Source organism: Bordetella sp. 15P40C-2 (genome assembly GCF_009763235.1).
Taxonomy (GTDB): domain Bacteria; phylum Pseudomonadota; class Gammaproteobacteria; order Burkholderiales; family Burkholderiaceae_B; genus Bordetella_A.
This window is the reverse complement of sequence record NZ_WSJA01000057.1, coordinates 16654-31654: the sequence shown is the minus strand read 5'-3', so window position 1 is coordinate 31654 and position 15001 is coordinate 16654. Positions and strand designations below refer to the sequence as shown.

Genomic DNA, 15001 nt, shown 5'->3' with positions numbered 1-15001 from the left:
GGCACTCGTGGTGTTGCGTCAGGCGGCGACAGCGGCGTTCGTCGAACGCGCCGAGGTGCCGAAATGCACCCGCCGCACAGCGGGATGGGCCTGCAGGCGGCGAGCCTGAGACATCAGCTCCGGACGCAGCTCCGGAGGACAATTGACCGTGATGCAGGCCGAGGCGTAGTCCGCATCGCGCCCGGTTTCGATCTGGAACTGGGATACATTGAGCCCGGCTGCGCCGAAGTCGGAGCAGACTTGCTTGCGCACATCACCCAAGGCGTCGCGCGGGCACTCGAGCGTCAATCGGGATGTTCCTTGGCGACGCGTGAGCGCGCTGTTGCGGTCCACACCAGCACGACGCAGGAATAGATCAAATAAACGCATGGCAGCCTCCCGTCAAAGGTCGAAGCATTCAGGCGAATACGCACGCGTCTAGACAGCGGCACTCGATGGGCATGCGCACGCACGGCGCGGCCTACGAGCCTGCAGTCAGACAGCGGCGGTTCTGGCGGTTTTGGTGGGGAGACGCGACAAAGAACTTGTCACGGTACACCGCACCCTGCACTAACAGGATGCGGCAGAAGGAGATTCTGCTGGAGATCCTGTCAGGCAGCGACGTCGATAAAAGATCGACTACTGTCGCCGGAATCGGTATTCACAGAACGAACTCCGAATGTTGTAAACAAAACGATTTTACGCGAACTTGGCGGCTCAAACAAGGGTTTTCCCGAAAGTTTGCGTCTGGATGTGACGGCAGCGACAGCCTTGAAGTGGCGGGCAAACGACCCGCCCGCGGCATCAGAGCAGGAAATACCAAGCCAGATACAAAGCGAACACGCCATAAAGCGCGCCCACGCCTGACAGCACGCCTACGCTCATGCTCGCGCGACGAAAGCGCTGCCAGAGAATGCCGATCGACACCAACGTCAATAGGCCCGCGGCAAGCAATGGCGCGTCCAGCAGCCATGGGGTCATCGCGATCCCCAGCGCACTGGGAATGGTGGCCTGAATCATCATCGCGCCGGAAATATTGGCCAGCGCCAAACGTTCCTTGCCTTGTCGCACCCAGATCAGGGCATTCATGATTTCCGGAAGCTCCGTCGCCACCGGCGCGAGCAGCAGCGCGGCTACGTGGGGCGACGCTCCCAGCGCGACGCCGATGATCTCGATCTGATTGACGAAGACATGCGAAGCGCCGGCAATGACCAGCAGCGCGAAAAACGTCTGGGCACATGCCCAGGCCATGCTCGGGCTATTGTCGTTCGGACGTATCTTCAGCGGTTCGAGGTCTTCGCAGTCCGCGCAAGCTTCGTCATTGGAGAGTTCGCGCTTGACGTACAGGGCATAGACGCCGACGAACAAGATGCCCAGCCAAGGCTTCCAGGCGAAGGCGAGCAAACCCAGACCGACCTTGAAGATAAAGATGCCCATGAACCAAGCTTGATCGCGGGCCAGACGTGGCTGGTCCGCGTTGATACAGGAGACACGATGCATGCGCCAGATGGCCAAACCGACGACCGCATAGGCCAACGTCGCCAACACCAGCGGGCCACCCATGGCCGCGCCCACGCCAATGTCTTTTTGTTCAGGCGATTCGCCAAACACCACGGCCATGAAGGTCACCGCGCTCTCTGGCAAGGCAGTACCGAAGGCCGCGAGAACCGTCCCGGTGGCGGTGGCGCCGAGATTAAGACGATGGCCGACCCATTCGATGCCGTTGACGAAGAATTCGCAGGCGAAATAAATGGTCAGGGCTGATAGAAAAAACAGCAACAGCGTGAGAATCATGATGCAACGCCGGACGAGCAGATACCAAAGGCGCGACAACGCGGCTCGCCCGGCCAGGTGAACGCGTTGCGGCCAATGGTCTCGCCTGGCGAATCCGGCGGGCGGATGGCTCCGCGCCGGAGGCCGTCAGCGCCATGGGGTGAAACACCACCAAGCTTGTTGACGCTGACTCCTTTGGGGATCAAAGGATGGCTACTCCCCAATGACAGTGGCCCGGATTGTAGCAGGATGTGTGCAAGGAATCGCCGCCATACGGGCTGGCGTCGCCGGAATGTCGAACGCGGTGCACATAGCGGAGTAAAGTGCAATCATTCTGGACTCTTGCGTCGGATCGACATGAACCATCCTGCAGATATCAGCCCCTTTATCACTCGTCGCGAACGCCTGTTGGACGAAATGCGTGCGGCCGGCGGCGGGATTGCGATTGTTCCCACGGCGCGCGAGGCCATGCGTAACCGGGATGTCGAGTATCCCTATCGGCATGACAGCAATTTCTACTATCTGAGCGGATTCACGGAACCGCAGGCGTGGCTGGTGCTGGTGGCGGGTCAAAGCGATCGAACGATTTTGTTTTGCCGTCCGAGAAACCCCGAGCAGGAAATTTGGGAAGGTTACCGCTGCGGCCCGGACGATGCGGTGGCGCGATATGGCGTGGACGAGGCGTATTCGATCGACGAGTTGGACAAGCGAATGCCCGAGTTGCTGCTAGATCAGGCCGCGCTGTACACACCGTTTGCCGCAGAGCAGGCCACCGAGGCAAAGCTGCGCGAATGGCTTAAACAGGCCGAGCAACGGGGCCGTGGACGGCGCCAGCCCCCCGCGCAGCTACAGGATTTGCGCCCTATCTTGGCGGACATGCGCCTGATCAAAGATGCCAGCGAACTGGCCGCGATGCGACAGGCTGCCCGTATATCGGCCGCCGCGCACCGGCGCGCGATGCGGGCGACGCGGCCCGGCATGCGCGAATATCAGTTGGAGGCCGAGCTGCTGTACGAATTCCGGCGGCAAGGGGCGCAGTCGCCCGCCTATCCCAGTATCGTGGCGGCGGGCGCGAACGCATGTGTGCTGCATTACCTCGCGGGGGATACCGTGCTGCGCGATGGAGACCTGGTGTTGATTGACGCGGGTTGCGAATACGACAGCTATGCCGCGGACATCACACGTACGTTTCCGGCGAATGGAAAATTCAGCGGTCCGCAACGCGCGCTTTATGACCTGACACTGGCAGCCCAGCAGGCGGCAGTGGAGGTCACGGCTCCGGGACGCCCTTACGATGACGCGCATCAGGCCGCGGTTCGGGTATTGGCGCAGGGGATGCTGGACGAAGGACTGTTGACCGGCTCGCTGGATGGCGTGATCGACTCGGCCGCGTATACGCGGTTTTACATGCATCGAACCGGTCACTGGCTTGGCATGGATGTGCACGACGTGGGCGATTATCGCGAACGCGATGCGATTGGCATGGACCGGCCCTGGCGGACGTTGCAACCGGGGATGGTGCTTACCTTGGAGCCCGGCATCTATGTCCGTGCGGCCGATGACGTTCCGACAGCTTTCCACAACATCGGCATCCGGATCGAGGATGATGCCTTGGTGACGCCGGATGGCTGCGAGTTGCTCACTCGCGGTGTGCCGGTGTCGGCGACCGAAATTGAAGCGCTCATGCGGGAATAACGTTGATGCCGACGATGCGGGAATGGCGGCGGGAGCCTCGACAGATCGGGGCTACAGCACGTATCCGTCAAGCCACCCCAGCGCCGTCCACGTGTACACCACCACCATCGCGATGGCGAATATGGTGGCGATCGAGCCGATGAGCGTGCCAAAGAGCGCGACCAGCACGGGGCCCCAGCCGGTACGCGTAACCCGCCCCTGACCGGGATGGTAGAGCCGGTCGAATTTCTCGTCGGACATCAGACTGAAGACGACGCCTTCGATAAACCCGTCGACCATGGGAATAAAGACCAGAAAAAACGCCGGGTTGTCGAACCACACCGGAAATTGCGTCGCCGCGACCAGACAGCAGACCGAAGCGAGCGTGACGAGCCACGCGTAGCGGCGTCCCAGATACCACCAATGCGCGCCCAACCAGCCTAGAAAGCAGGCCAGCAATCCCAGCACGACTTTGTTGCGCCGGCGGTCTGCGGACTGAGAAGCAAGCGTAGTAGCGGAGGTCATGAGGGAATTGTAGGGTCTGGGCGCTAGAATGGAAGTATGACTCAGCCTGCATACGATATCGCCATTTTGGGCGCTGGCCCGGTCGGCCATGCCCTGGCGCTGCTCCTGGCGCGCCAATGCCCGGATCCACAACGGATCGCATTGCTAGCCGGCACGCCGCCAGCCGCAACGGGTCCCGCGCGTGAGCCGGGCCAAGACCCGCGCGTGTTGGCCATGAATCATGGCAGTCGGGTGTTGCTGGAGTCGCTTGGCGCTTGGCCAAGCCGGGCAGCGGATATTCGCCATGTGCATGTTTCGCAGCGAGGCCGGCTGGGTAGCACGGTCATTCACCACACGGATTTCCAGGTGCCGCGCCTGGGCAGCGTGGTGCCTTACGCGGCTCTGCACGCGACGCTGCACGCGGCGGTGGCCGATAGCGGCGTGACCGTGCTGCAAGGCCCCTCCGCGCAAATGGTGAATCAGGATGGCGCGGGCGTGGAGATTCGCCAAGGCGACACGCACTTTCGCGCCCGCCTGGCGGTGCAGTCCGATGGCAGCAGCGGCACGGACCTGCGGCGCGAATATGACCAGCACGCAATTGTCACCACGGCGTATGCCACCCTGCCGCGCGCTGGCTGGGCGTGGGAGCGTTTCACGCGCGAGGGACCGCTGGCGCTGTTGCCGCATCCGCTGGATGCGCGGGCCTATTCCGTTGTGTGGTGCAACGCCCCGGAGCGGGCCGCCGCGCTGTCGCAGTTGGACGAAGCTGCGTTCTCGGCCGCGCTGACCGAGGCATTCGGCACGCGGCTGGGACGGCTGTCGAGCCAGGCCGCACGACATGTGTTCCCGTTGGCGCTCAATGCCCGGCGCACGCAGGTGCAGGGGCGACTGGTGGCCATTGGCAACGCGGCGCAAACCTTACATCCCGTGGCGGGCCAGGGTCTGAACCTGGGGCTGCGCGACGCGGCGCGGCTGGCACAGGCGCTGGCCGCGTGGTCGAACACGCCCGAGGAAAGCCCGAATCCGCTACTGGCCCAGTTCGCCAATGCCCGACGCGCGGACCGGCTGATCACGGGCGGTTTGACCGATTTGATGCCGCGCGCTTTCGCCACGGGCTTGGCACCCGTCGAACATGCGTGCGGTTTAGGATTGCTGGCGCTGGATGCAGTGGCGCCGTTGCGCGCTCCGCTGGCCCGGCATCTGCTGCAGGGATTGCGCGCCTGATCGGGCTAGGCGAAGACCGAAATAAGGGCCGTATTCGACCCCAAAAAATGCCCCACTCGCCGTCGGTTAAAATGTGCGCATGCGCATCGGCCCGTGGACGCTTCCCAACAATGTTCTGGTCGCCCCCATGGCGGGGGTGACGGATCGCCCTTTCCGTCAATTATGCAAACGGTTGGGCGCGGGCTATGCCGTGTCCGAGATGGCGGCGAGCAATCCCCGCCTGTGGGATAGCGTCAAGACCTCGCGCCGGCTGAATCATGAAGGCGAGATCGCGCCCGTGGCGGTGCAAATCGCCGGCGCAGATCCGGCCATGATGGCCGAGGCGGCCGTGTTCAACGCCCAGCGTGGCGCGCGCATTATCGATATCAACATGGGCTGTCCGGCGAAGAAGGTCTGTAATCTGGCCTCGGGTTCGGCGCTGCTGCGTGACGAGGATCTGGTGGCGCGCATCCTGGATGCGGTGGTCGCCGCCTGTGCGCCCTTGGGCGTGCCGGTCACGCTCAAGACCCGTACCGGCTGGGACCGCGAACACCGTAACGCATTGCGCGTGGCCCGTCGCGCCGAGGAAGCCGGCATTGCCGCCCTCGCGCTGCATGGGCGCACACGCGCGGATCTGTACACGGGCGAAGCCGAGTACGACACGATACGCGCGGTCAAGGCCGAGATTTCCATTCCCGTGGTGGCTAACGGGGACATCGACTCCCCGCAAAAGGCCCGCTATGTGCTGGACTATACCGGCGCCGACGCCGTGATGATCGGGCGTGCCGCGCAGGGCAATCCGTGGATTTTCCGCGAAATCGACCACTACTTGCGCACGGGCGAGACGCTGGCGCCCCCCTCTTACGAGGAACTGCGCGATCTTTTGCTGGAGCATCTGGATGACCACTACCGTTTTTACGGTGAACACACCGGTGTACGCTCGGCACGTAAACATATCGGCTGGTACGTGGAAGGTCTGCCCGGCGCAGACGACTTCCGCGACCACATGAATCAGATCGACAACACTCGCGATCAATGGCGAGCGGTGTCGGACTGGTTCAACCAACTCGCTCTTAGCGGTCCGGCACACCCGGCACCGGCTGAGCAACCGCTGATGGCGGCGTGATCCGCCTCCCACCTCTACCTATAAATCTGTACAAAATGAGCAAGAACGATGTCCTGGAAGATTGCGTGCGCGCCAGTCTGGCGCGCTATTTCGAAGATCTGGGCGACTCCGAACCCCACGATATGTGGGAAATGGTGATGCGCTGCGTCGAACGCCCGGTGCTCGAAGTCGCATTGGAACGTTCGGGCGGCAATCAGTCGCGCGCTTCCGAGATTCTGGGCATTACTCGCAACACGCTGCGCAAGAAACTCCAGGCGCACAACATCCAGCCGTAATCCTCGCCCGCGCGTGCCTCGGCCCTGAACGCTTTCCTCGTTATCAACCGTCAACATGAAAATCGAAACTGCCCTGCTCTCGGTGTCCGACAAGACCGGCATCGTTGAATTTGCCCGCGCGCTGGCCGCGCGCGGTGTCCGTCTGCTCTCGACCGGGGGTACGGCTCGCCTGCTGGCCGACTCCGGCCTGACCGTCACCGAAGTCGCCGCCCACACGGGTTCGCCGGAGATCCTCGATGGACGCGTCAAGACGCTGCACCCGAAGATCCACGGCGGCCTGCTGGCGCGCCGTGACAGCGCCGAACATCTGGACACCATTGCCGAGCATGGCATCGACCGCATCGACATGCTGGTGGTCAACCTGTATCCGTTCCGCGAAACCATTGCGAAGCCGGATTGCACGTTTGCCGATGCCGTGGAAAACATCGACATCGGTGGCCCGGCGATGCTGCGCGCGGCTGCCAAGAACCACGGCACGGACGCCGGCGGCGTCACGGTCGTGATCGACCCGGCCGACTATTCGCGCGTGCTGCAGGAAATCGATCAGACCGGTAGCACCTCCTACGCGCTGCGCCTGGAGCTGGCCGCGAAGACCTATGCGCACACCGCCTCGTATGACGGCGCGATCGCCGCGTACCTGACCAGCCTGACCGAGCCCGCGCCTGTCCAGGAAGCCACGCCCGCCCGTGCCGATTTCCCGCGCACGCTGACGGTGCAAGTGCAGCAGGTGCAGGAACTGCGCTATGGCGAGAACCCGCATCAGAAAGCGGCCTTCTATGTGGACGCCAAGCGACCCGCCGGTCTGCTGGGCAACTATCGTCAGCTGCAGGGCAAAGAGCTGTCCTACAACAACATCGCCGACGCGGATGCGGCGTGGGAATGCGTGCGCAGTTTCGACGCGCCGGCTTGCGTGATCGTCAAGCACGCCAATCCTTGCGGCGTGGCCATCGCGCAAGACACGCTGCATGCCTATCAACAGGCGTTCAAGACCGACCCGACCTCGGCCTTCGGCGGCATCATCGCGTTCAACCGCCCGGTCGATGCGGCCACCGCGGAAGCCGTCAGCAGCCAGTTCCTGGAAGTCCTGTTGGCGCCCGCGTACGACGGCGCGGCGCTGGCCGTGTTGGCCGCCAAGAAGAACGTGCGTGTGCTGGAAGTGCCCATGGGCGCCGGCCAGAACGAGTTCGACATCAAGCGTGTGGGCGGTGGCTGGCTCGTTCAGACGCCGGATGCTTTCCAAGTGCCGCGCGACGCGTTGAAGGTGGTGACCAAGCGTCAGCCCACCGAGCAGGAAATGAACGACCTGGCATTCGCCTGGAAGGTCGCCAAGTACGTCAAGTCCAACGCCATCGTGTTCGTGGGATGCGGGATGACGCTGGGCGTGGGCGCGGGTCAGATGAGCCGTGTCGATTCCGCGCGCATTGCCTCGATCAAGGCAGAAAACGCCGGTCTGTCGCTGCAAGGCTCGGCCGTGGCGTCGGATGCGTTCTTCCCGTTCCGCGATGGTTTGGATGTGGTGGTCGCCGCTGGCGCGACTTGCGTGATCCAGCCGGGCGGCAGCGTGCGCGATGACGAAGTGATTGCCGCCGCCGATGAACATGGCATCGCCATGGTTCTGACCGGCACGCGTCATTTCCGTCACTGATGCGCGTCCTCGGCATTGATCCCGGCCTGCGGCGCACCGGTTTCGGTGTGATCGATGTCGAGGGTATGCGGCTGCGTTATGTCGCGAGCGGCACCATCGTGGTGCCGCCGGCGCTGTCGCTGCCGGAACGCTTGAAAGTCATACTGGACAATCTGCGTCAGGTGGCGCGCGAGACGCAGCCTGACGTGGCGGCGTTGGAAATCGTGTTTTTGAATACCAACCCGCAATCCACACTATTGCTGGGACAGGCGCGTGGCGCGGCGCTGTGCGCGCTGGCCGATAGCCAGTTGGCGGTGCATGAATATACGGCGCTGCAAATCAAGAAAGCCGTGGTCGGCACCGGCCGCGCGGCAAAAGAACAAGTGCAGATGATGGTGCAGCGATTGTTGTCGTTGGATGGCACGCCCGCGCCTGACTCTGCCGATGCGCTGGCCTGCGCGATTTGCCATGCGCACGTGGGGCCGTTGCAAGCGCGAATGAGCAACCTGTCCGAAGCGGCGATCATGGTTGGCAGTGGCCGTGCGCGCGTGCGTGCCGGACGGGTCGTTGGCTGATGACCGGTAAGTTGGTACGGGCGTAACGGTTGCGTAAGCCGCAACCGCTCACGCCGCACGATATGTCGGCGAGCCTGACGTAATCCGGTGGATGATCCCGCGTAGAATGACCGCAAGCCGTGCGACATTGCGCACGTTTCCTATTTTTTGTTTGCTGGCTTTCGCACCATGATCGGACGCATTACTGGAACCTTGATCGAGAAACAACCGCCCACCCTGTGTGTTGACGTCAACGGCGTGGGTTACGACATCGAAGTTCCGATGAGCACCTTGTATGGATTGCCGGAGCTGGGTTCGCGCGTGACCCTGTACACGCATCTGACGGTGCGGGAAGACGCGCATATTCTTTACGGGTTTGCCAGCGCGAATGAGCGCAGTGCGTTTCGCGAGCTGATCAAGGTCAGTGGCATCGGCGCGCGGACGGCACTGTCGGTGTTGTCGGGTCTGTCGGTCAGCGAACTGGCCCAGGCCATTACCCTGCAGGAATCCGGCAGGTTGACGCGAGTGCCAGGTATTGGCAAAAAAACCGCCGAACGGCTGCTGCTGGAAATGCGCGGCAAGCTCGGCGCCGATCTGGGCACGACGGTTCAACCGGTGCCCGATGCGCAATCCGACATTCTGAATGCGCTGTTGGCCCTGGGTTATTCGGACAAGGAATCGCGCACTGCGCTGAAAGCCCTGCCCGAAGGCACCAGCGTGTCGGATGGTATCCGGCTGGCGCTTAAATCCCTGGTGCGTTGATTAAGCAGCCAGCAGCTTGGCGTAGGCGGCCAGATCCACGTTGCCGCCACTGATGATCACGCCCACGCGCTTGCCTTGCACCGGCACGACCTGATCGAGCGCGGCGGCCGAAGCCAGGCAACCTGTCGGTTCCACCACCATTTTCATGCGTTCGGCAAAGAACCTCATCGTGTTGACGAGCTGCTCGTCGGGGACGGTGACGATGTCTTTGACACCGGCTTTGATGATGGCGAAGGTCAAATTGCCCAAGTGCGTCGTCACGGCACCGTCGGCCAGCGATTTGGGCGCGGGAATGCGGACGATTTCGCCCTTGCGCAACGATTGCTGGCCGTCGTTACCGGCCTGGGGCTCTACGCCATAGACTTCGCAGTTGGGGCTTAGCACCTGAGCGGCCAGCGTGGAACCGGCCAACAAGCCACCGCCGCCAAGACAAACGAACAACAGATCGAGCTCGCCGACTTCTTCGAACAATTCCTTGGCCGCCGTGCCCTGCCCGGCGATGACGTCGGCATGATCGTAAGGCGGGATCAGCGTCGCGCCGGTTTCCTCTTGAATGCGGCGCGCGACGGCTTCGCGGTCTTCAGTGTAGCGGTCATAGGTCACCACGTGACCGCCATAGCCTTCGGTTGCCGCGCGTTTAGCGGCAGGGGCGTCCAGCGGCATGATGATGGTGGCGCGCACGCCCAGTTCCCGCGCGCCTAGCGCGATAGCCTGGGCATGGTTACCCGAGGAAAACGTGACCACGCCCGCGGCGCGCTGTTCTGGCGTCAGGCGGGCGATCGAGTGGTAGCCGCCCCGGAACTTGAACGCGCCCATACGCTGGAAGTTCTCGCATTTAAAGAAGATCTCGGCACCGGTGCGCGCGTTGGCGGTGGTGGAAGTCAGCACCGGCGTGCGATGGGCAACGCCATTGAGGATTTCGCTGGCGCGGACGACGTCTTCGTAAGTAGGCAGTACGGCTGACATGAGGCTTCCTGGGAGCAGTTAACGCAACTTGCCATGATATCTGCAGTTCGGCCGCGTGGTGTACGATGTCCAGTCGCTGGCGCGGTTTTTGATTTTGACCGTTTGCGCCGCGACAGCCCGCATATTCTGAATTATGGCCATCCAGTCTGACTCGCTCTCTTCCCTGCCCTCCGCCCCCCGCTTGGTGACGCCACAACCGGTTTCGCCCAACGAGGAATCGATCGAACGCGCGTTGCGCCCCAAGGCGCTGCAAGAGTATGTCGGTCAGCAGCGCGCGCGCGAACAGCTGGAGATCTTTATTTCCGCAGCGCGCAAGCGTGGCGAGGCTTTGGATCATGTGCTGCTGTTCGGCCCACCGGGGCTGGGCAAGACGACGCTCGCGCACATCATCGCGCATGAGATGGGGGTGCAGTTACGACAGACCTCGGGGCCGGTATTGGAGCGGCCGGGTGATCTGGCGGCATTGTTGACGAATCTGGAAAAAAACGATGTGTTGTTCATCGACGAGATTCATCGACTCTCGCCCGTGGTCGAGGAAATTCTGTATCCGGCGCTGGAAGATTTTCAGATCGATATTTTGATCGGCGAGGGTCCCGCCGCGCGTAGCGTGAAGCTGGATCTGCAACCGTTCACGCTGGTGGGCGCAACCACGCGCGCGGGCATGCTGACGAATCCATTGCGAGACCGATTCGGGATTGTCTCGCGCTTGGAGTTTTATAACGCCGACGATTTGACGCGCATTGTCACGCGTAGTGCGGGGCTGCTCAATGCCGAGATCACACCGGATGGCGCCGCCGAGGTCGCGCGCCGGGCGCGTGGCACGCCGCGGATTGCGAACCGACTGCTACGCCGCGTGCGCGACTATGCCGAGGTGAAGGCCCAGGGCGTGATCGATGCGGATTCCGCAGGGCGGGCGTTGGCGATGCTGGAAGTCGACCCGCAGGGTCTGGATCTGATGGACCGCAAGCTACTCGAAGCCATCGTGCATAAATTCGACGGTGGCCCGGTTGGCGTGGATAGTCTGGCCGCCGCGATTGGCGAGGAACGCGACACGATTGAAGACGTGATCGAGCCGTATCTGATTCAGCATGGGTATCTGCAGCGCACGCCCCGTGGCCGTACGGCGACCTTGACGACCTGGCGGCATCTGGGCCTGACGCCGCCGTCACAGAGCGCGGATTTGTTTAGCAAGTAAGGAAGCAGCCGCTTATTCCACGAGGCGCAAGATATCGTTGCCGTAGGCTTCGAGCTTGCGCACGCCGACACCGCTGATATGCCCGAGCTCGTCCATCGATGACGGCCGCGCCAAGGCGATTTCTCGCAACGTCGCGTCGTGAAAAATCACATAAGCCGGCACGCCGTTATTCTTTGCCACCTCGCCGCGCCAGTTACGCAACGCATTGAACAAGGGCATGGCCTCGGGCGGCAGATCGATGACCGGGGCGCGGGTGCGTCCCGTGGATTTGGAGCCGCGCGCTTTGCGTTCCGGTTCGCGGCGCAGCATCAGCTGGCGCTCGCCTTTTAAAATCGCGCGACTGCCTTCGGTCAGGGCGAGCGTGCCGTAGCCTTCGTGGTCCACGGCAAGCAGGCCTTGCGCCAGCAGTTGGCGTAACACTCCCCGCCACGCGTTTTCCGACAGATCGGCGCCGACGCCGAACACGCTGAGCGACTCGTGATCGTGCTGACGCGTGCGGTCGGTGCTTTTGCCGCGCAGGATGTCGATGATGTGCCCCGCGCCATAACGCTGGCCGCGTTCTTTCCAAAGACGATAAACGGCCGACAACACTTTTTGCGCGGCGACCGTGCCGTCCCAAGCTTGCGGCGGGTCGAGACAGACATCGCAGTTGCCGCAGGCGCTGATGGTCTGACCAAAATAAGCCAGCAAGCGCACGCGGCGGCATTCGACCGTCTCGCACAAGCCGAGCATCGCGTCGAGCTGCTGCCCCAGGCGGCGACGATAAGCGTCATCACCCTGCGACTCGTCGATCATGCGGCGCTGTTGCACAACGTCCGATAAACCGTAGGCCAGCCAGGCAGTCGCCGGCAAGCCGTCGCGCCCGGCACGCCCTGTTTCCTGGTAATAGCCTTCGACCGACTTGGGTAGATCGATGTGCGCGACGAAACGCACATCGGGTTTGTCGATCCCCATGCCAAAAGCAATCGTGGCCACCATCACGACCCCGTCTTCGCGCAGGAACCGCGACTGATTGTCGGCACGCACCGTGGTGCTAAGCCCGGCGTGATACGGCAAGGCGTTGATGCCATGCTGACAGAGAAAGTCCGCCGTTTCTTCCACGCGGGCGCGCGAGAGGCAATACACCACGCCCGAATCGCCCTCGTGCTCGTTCTGGATCAAATCGAGCAACTGCCGCCGTACTTCGTTTTTTTCAACGATGCGATAGCGGATATTCGGCCGGTCGAAGCTGGCAACGAAGTGTTCGGCCTGATCCAGCGCCAGGCGCTGGGCAATCTCGACCCGAGTGGCCGCTGTCGCCGTGGCCGTCAACGCAATGCGCGGCACATCGGGCCAGCGCTCGTGCAACATCGACAGGCCCAGGTATTCCGGACGGAAATCATGCCCCCATTGCGACACACAGTGCGCTTCGTCGATCGCGAACAAAGCAATACGACCACGTTCCAGCAACTGCAGACAGCGATCGGTCAACAGGCGCTCGGGCGCCACGTACAGCAGATCGAGCTCGCCATTGATAAAGGCCTGCTCGACCTCGCGCGCGACGCGCCAGTCTTGGGTGGAATTGAGAAACGCCGCGCGCACGCCCAGTTCGGTCAGCGCATCGACCTGGTCCTGCATCAAGGCGATCAGCGGGGACACCACGATGCCCGTGCCTTCGCGCACCAGCGCCGGCACCTGATAGCACAGCGATTTGCCGCCGCCCGTGGGCATGAGCACGAGCGCGTCCCCACCGCTGATCACATGATCGACGATGGCCTGCTGGTCGCCGCGGAAGGATTCGTAACCGAAAACGCGCTGCAGGACTTCCTGGGCGCGCGGGTCAGACATGGGGGTGGGCAGAAAACGTCATGCGGGGATTTTAAGCCGCATTGATATCGGCGGGGTTTAGGGTGCGCAAAAACGTCCCGCTACCAGTGCAACCAGCGTCCGCGCATAAAGGTGTCCACCGGCATCGTGATTCCGGCGCGCATCTCGTAATCACCCGTGACCACGTCACGGTCCGCGCCCAAGGCCAAACGGACGCCCGGCGCGACGAAACGGCTGTGTTCCAACCCGAAGCGCTGTTCCACGGCGATGCCGCTTTCCCGGGTGCCGGTGTAGGTCCCGGTGAGCGTCCCGCCGCGCAACGGCACGCCTGCGGCGATGGTGTTTCGCATGGTGGGCGAGGCCGCGGCGCCATTGCGATACACCGACAGATCGCCAAAGCCGGCATCAATCTGCTCGTTGGTCACGGCAAGGCTGATAGATTCAGACAGATTCACGCTGTAGCCCAAGCGATAACGCCAGGCGTCGGACTGATCGAATTCACTGCGCGTCACGCCCAACCGGAACGTTCCGATGTCGCCTGCGGCATAGGTGGTGCCCAGGCCGCGAGTAGCCATATCCGGGGCGGTTTGCACCTGACTTTCGACGGTGAGCGCGGGCGTCAGGCCATACCGGAATGAGCCGCTGCCGGCCGTAGCGCCATAGTCGATGGCCCCGGCCGAGGCAGAGGTGTCGGTGTAGTTCAAGCGGCCGACCGACGAGGAAAACGCGAGGTCACCTTGGGATAGCACCTCGGACTGGGCATTCCAGCCCGATGACAACTGCAGGCCGCCAATCGGCGCGGTGCTGCCCCAGACGGGCGCGTTGGCCGTCAGGTTGCCCAGGGCTACCGTGGGCCCCACGGTGTCGCGATAGGTCCAGCCGCCGCCGTTATAGGAAAAGCCATATTGCGAGCCAACTGTGGAAAACCATGCATGCGTCGTCGACCGGGTTTGGGTCACGATGACCACGGGCTCATGCAGGCCCGCATCGCTGGTCTCCAGACCGAAGCTGTACGTCTGCGGCGGGGTGGGCGAGACATCCGGGAATACGTGTGCGCATTCAACCGGCAGCGGGGCTGGCTGAGCGTCCGCGACCTGCGTGCCGTCGGGCTCCTGTGGCGTCGTGGAACCGCTTTCGAGAGCACTCACGCTACTCAGTTCGCTGTCTCCGTTGCCAGCGCTCTTGGGCGGTGTTTGATTGTCGCTTGGCGATTGTCCATCAGTCAGTACTGAAGCGTCGGTAAGCCCCTCCGAGGGCCGCATATCGCAAGGCAGGGGATCGAAGGGCAAGGGGTCGAGTGAAAGCTCCTGATAGGGCACCTCGGCCAGCGGCTCCACGGGCATTGATTGGGTCGGCGACAGCACGCCGATGCCTTCCTGGGCGGCACGTTCGATGACGGCGCGGTATGACGACGTGGCACCAGCCTGAGCCCGCTGGGCGCGCTGTACATTTTCGAAAGCGGATGCCCCCAACACCTTCAGCGGCGCACACGACGCGATTGCCAGCACGGTCCACAGCGATAGCGCGCGCCGCGCGCCACATCGCACGGGCGAATTTATT

Annotated in this window: 14 protein-coding genes and 1 riboswitch; of the genes, 8 read left to right on the top strand and 6 right to left on the bottom strand. The window is 62.9% G+C overall.

The genetic code is table 11. The annotated features are described in order from the left end of the window. Window positions 1–18 precede the first annotated feature (18 nt). The gene (locus tag GOQ25_RS18430) at window positions 19–369 is read right to left on the bottom strand and encodes a hypothetical protein (RefSeq protein ID WP_160351934.1); all 351 of its coding nucleotides are present in this window, start codon (window positions 367–369) and stop codon (window positions 19–21) included. Between the two features lie 414 nt (window positions 370–783). Further along, window positions 784–1773: a sodium:calcium antiporter gene (locus GOQ25_RS18425; protein WP_160351933.1), complete on the bottom strand. Its 990-nt coding sequence runs from the start codon at window positions 1771–1773 to the stop codon at window positions 784–786. Window positions 1774–1782: 9 nt separating this feature from the next. Beyond that, window positions 1783–1986, bottom strand: a riboswitch (yybP-ykoY riboswitch). 123 nt (window positions 1987–2109) lie between these two features. On the opposite strand from GOQ25_RS18425, the gene GOQ25_RS18420 reads away from it, so the two are divergent. Further along, entirely contained in the window at window positions 2110–3447 is a 1338-nt protein-coding gene (locus GOQ25_RS18420; RefSeq protein ID WP_160351932.1) for an aminopeptidase P N-terminal domain-containing protein, read from the top strand. Window positions 3448–3498: 51 nt separating this feature from the next. Here the strand turns inward: GOQ25_RS18420 and GOQ25_RS18415 are convergent, their stop codons facing one another. Next, complete coding sequence (locus tag GOQ25_RS18415; protein WP_160351931.1) at window positions 3499–3951, bottom strand: TM2 domain-containing protein; 453 nt, start codon at window positions 3949–3951, stop codon at window positions 3499–3501. A 36-nt stretch (window positions 3952–3987) separates the two neighbouring features. Between GOQ25_RS18415 and GOQ25_RS18410 the strand changes: the two genes are divergently transcribed. The 6 genes from GOQ25_RS18410 to ruvA all read left to right on the top strand — a co-directional run bounded on the left by GOQ25_RS18410 (window position 3988) and on the right by ruvA (window position 9474). Then, complete coding sequence (locus GOQ25_RS18410; protein ID WP_160351930.1) at window positions 3988–5154, top strand: UbiH/UbiF/VisC/COQ6 family ubiquinone biosynthesis hydroxylase; 1167 nt, start codon at window positions 3988–3990, stop codon at window positions 5152–5154. Window positions 5155–5233: 79 nt separating this feature from the next. After that, complete coding sequence (gene dusB, locus GOQ25_RS18405) at window positions 5234–6259, top strand: tRNA dihydrouridine synthase DusB (protein WP_160352035.1); 1026 nt, start codon at window positions 5234–5236, stop codon at window positions 6257–6259. A gap of 35 nt (window positions 6260–6294) precedes the next feature. Further along, the gene (locus GOQ25_RS18400; RefSeq protein WP_160351929.1) at window positions 6295–6534 is read left to right on the top strand and encodes a helix-turn-helix domain-containing protein; all 240 of its coding nucleotides are present in this window, start codon (window positions 6295–6297) and stop codon (window positions 6532–6534) included. Between the two features lie 55 nt (window positions 6535–6589). After that, window positions 6590–8179, top strand: coding sequence for a bifunctional phosphoribosylaminoimidazolecarboxamide formyltransferase/IMP cyclohydrolase (gene purH / locus GOQ25_RS18395; RefSeq protein WP_160351928.1), 1590 nt, complete (start codon window positions 6590–6592; stop codon window positions 8177–8179). Next, window positions 8179–8733: a crossover junction endodeoxyribonuclease RuvC gene (gene ruvC / locus GOQ25_RS18390; protein ID WP_160351927.1), complete on the top strand. Its 555-nt coding sequence runs from the start codon at window positions 8179–8181 to the stop codon at window positions 8731–8733. The genes purH and ruvC overlap by 1 nt, the downstream gene beginning before the upstream one ends. A gap of 168 nt (window positions 8734–8901) precedes the next feature. Beyond that, window positions 8902–9474, top strand: a complete 573-nt coding sequence (gene ruvA, locus GOQ25_RS18385) for a Holliday junction branch migration protein RuvA (RefSeq protein ID WP_160351926.1) — start codon at window positions 8902–8904, stop codon at window positions 9472–9474. Here the strand turns inward: ruvA and GOQ25_RS18380 are convergent, their stop codons facing one another. Further along, the gene (locus GOQ25_RS18380; RefSeq protein ID WP_160351925.1) at window positions 9475–10440 is read right to left on the bottom strand and encodes a threo-3-hydroxy-L-aspartate ammonia-lyase; all 966 of its coding nucleotides are present in this window, start codon (window positions 10438–10440) and stop codon (window positions 9475–9477) included. A gap of 133 nt (window positions 10441–10573) precedes the next feature. On the opposite strand from GOQ25_RS18380, the gene ruvB reads away from it, so the two are divergent. Continuing rightward, window positions 10574–11635 (top strand): Holliday junction branch migration DNA helicase RuvB, encoded by a 1062-nt coding sequence (gene ruvB, locus GOQ25_RS18375; RefSeq protein ID WP_160351924.1) that lies wholly within the window; start codon window positions 10574–10576, stop codon window positions 11633–11635. A gap of 12 nt (window positions 11636–11647) precedes the next feature. Here ruvB and recQ read toward each other — a convergent pair whose 3' ends face one another. Next, the gene (gene recQ, locus GOQ25_RS18370) at window positions 11648–13462 is read right to left on the bottom strand and encodes a DNA helicase RecQ (protein ID WP_160351923.1); all 1815 of its coding nucleotides are present in this window, start codon (window positions 13460–13462) and stop codon (window positions 11648–11650) included. 80 nt (window positions 13463–13542) lie between these two features. Then, window positions 13543–14949 carry a fimbrial protein gene (locus GOQ25_RS18365; protein WP_370519992.1) on the bottom strand — a complete coding sequence of 469 codons (1407 nt, stop codon included), beginning with the start codon at window positions 14947–14949 and terminating at the stop codon, window positions 13543–13545. Window positions 14950–15001 lie beyond the last annotated feature (52 nt).

What these genes read in the sequence shown, in the direction of transcription:
- GOQ25_RS18415 (WP_160351931.1), bottom strand. Translation starts at nt 3,951, where the DNA reads ATGACCTCCGCTACTACGCTTGCTTCTCAGTCCGCAGACCGCCGGCGC.
- GOQ25_RS18430 (WP_160351934.1), bottom strand. Translation starts at nt 369, where the DNA reads ATGCGTTTATTTGATCTATTCCTGCGTCGTGCTGGTGTGGACCGCAAC.
- dusB (WP_160352035.1), top strand. Translation starts at nt 5,234, where the DNA reads ATGCGCATCGGCCCGTGGACGCTTCCCAACAATGTTCTGGTCGCCCCC.
- GOQ25_RS18420 (WP_160351932.1), top strand. Translation starts at nt 2,110, where the DNA reads ATGAACCATCCTGCAGATATCAGCCCCTTTATCACTCGTCGCGAACGC.
- ruvB (WP_160351924.1), top strand. Translation starts at nt 10,574, where the DNA reads ATGGCCATCCAGTCTGACTCGCTCTCTTCCCTGCCCTCCGCCCCCCGC.
- ruvA (WP_160351926.1), top strand. Translation starts at nt 8,902, where the DNA reads ATGATCGGACGCATTACTGGAACCTTGATCGAGAAACAACCGCCCACC.
- recQ (WP_160351923.1), bottom strand. Translation starts at nt 13,462, where the DNA reads ATGTCTGACCCGCGCGCCCAGGAAGTCCTGCAGCGCGTTTTCGGTTAC.
- GOQ25_RS18425 (WP_160351933.1), bottom strand. Translation starts at nt 1,773, where the DNA reads ATGATTCTCACGCTGTTGCTGTTTTTTCTATCAGCCCTGACCATTTAT.
- GOQ25_RS18410 (WP_160351930.1), top strand. Translation starts at nt 3,988, where the DNA reads ATGACTCAGCCTGCATACGATATCGCCATTTTGGGCGCTGGCCCGGTC.
- GOQ25_RS18400 (WP_160351929.1), top strand. Translation starts at nt 6,295, where the DNA reads ATGAGCAAGAACGATGTCCTGGAAGATTGCGTGCGCGCCAGTCTGGCG.
- ruvC (WP_160351927.1), top strand. Translation starts at nt 8,179, where the DNA reads ATGCGCGTCCTCGGCATTGATCCCGGCCTGCGGCGCACCGGTTTCGGT.
- purH (WP_160351928.1), top strand. Translation starts at nt 6,590, where the DNA reads ATGAAAATCGAAACTGCCCTGCTCTCGGTGTCCGACAAGACCGGCATC.
- GOQ25_RS18380 (WP_160351925.1), bottom strand. Translation starts at nt 10,440, where the DNA reads ATGTCAGCCGTACTGCCTACTTACGAAGACGTCGTCCGCGCCAGCGAA.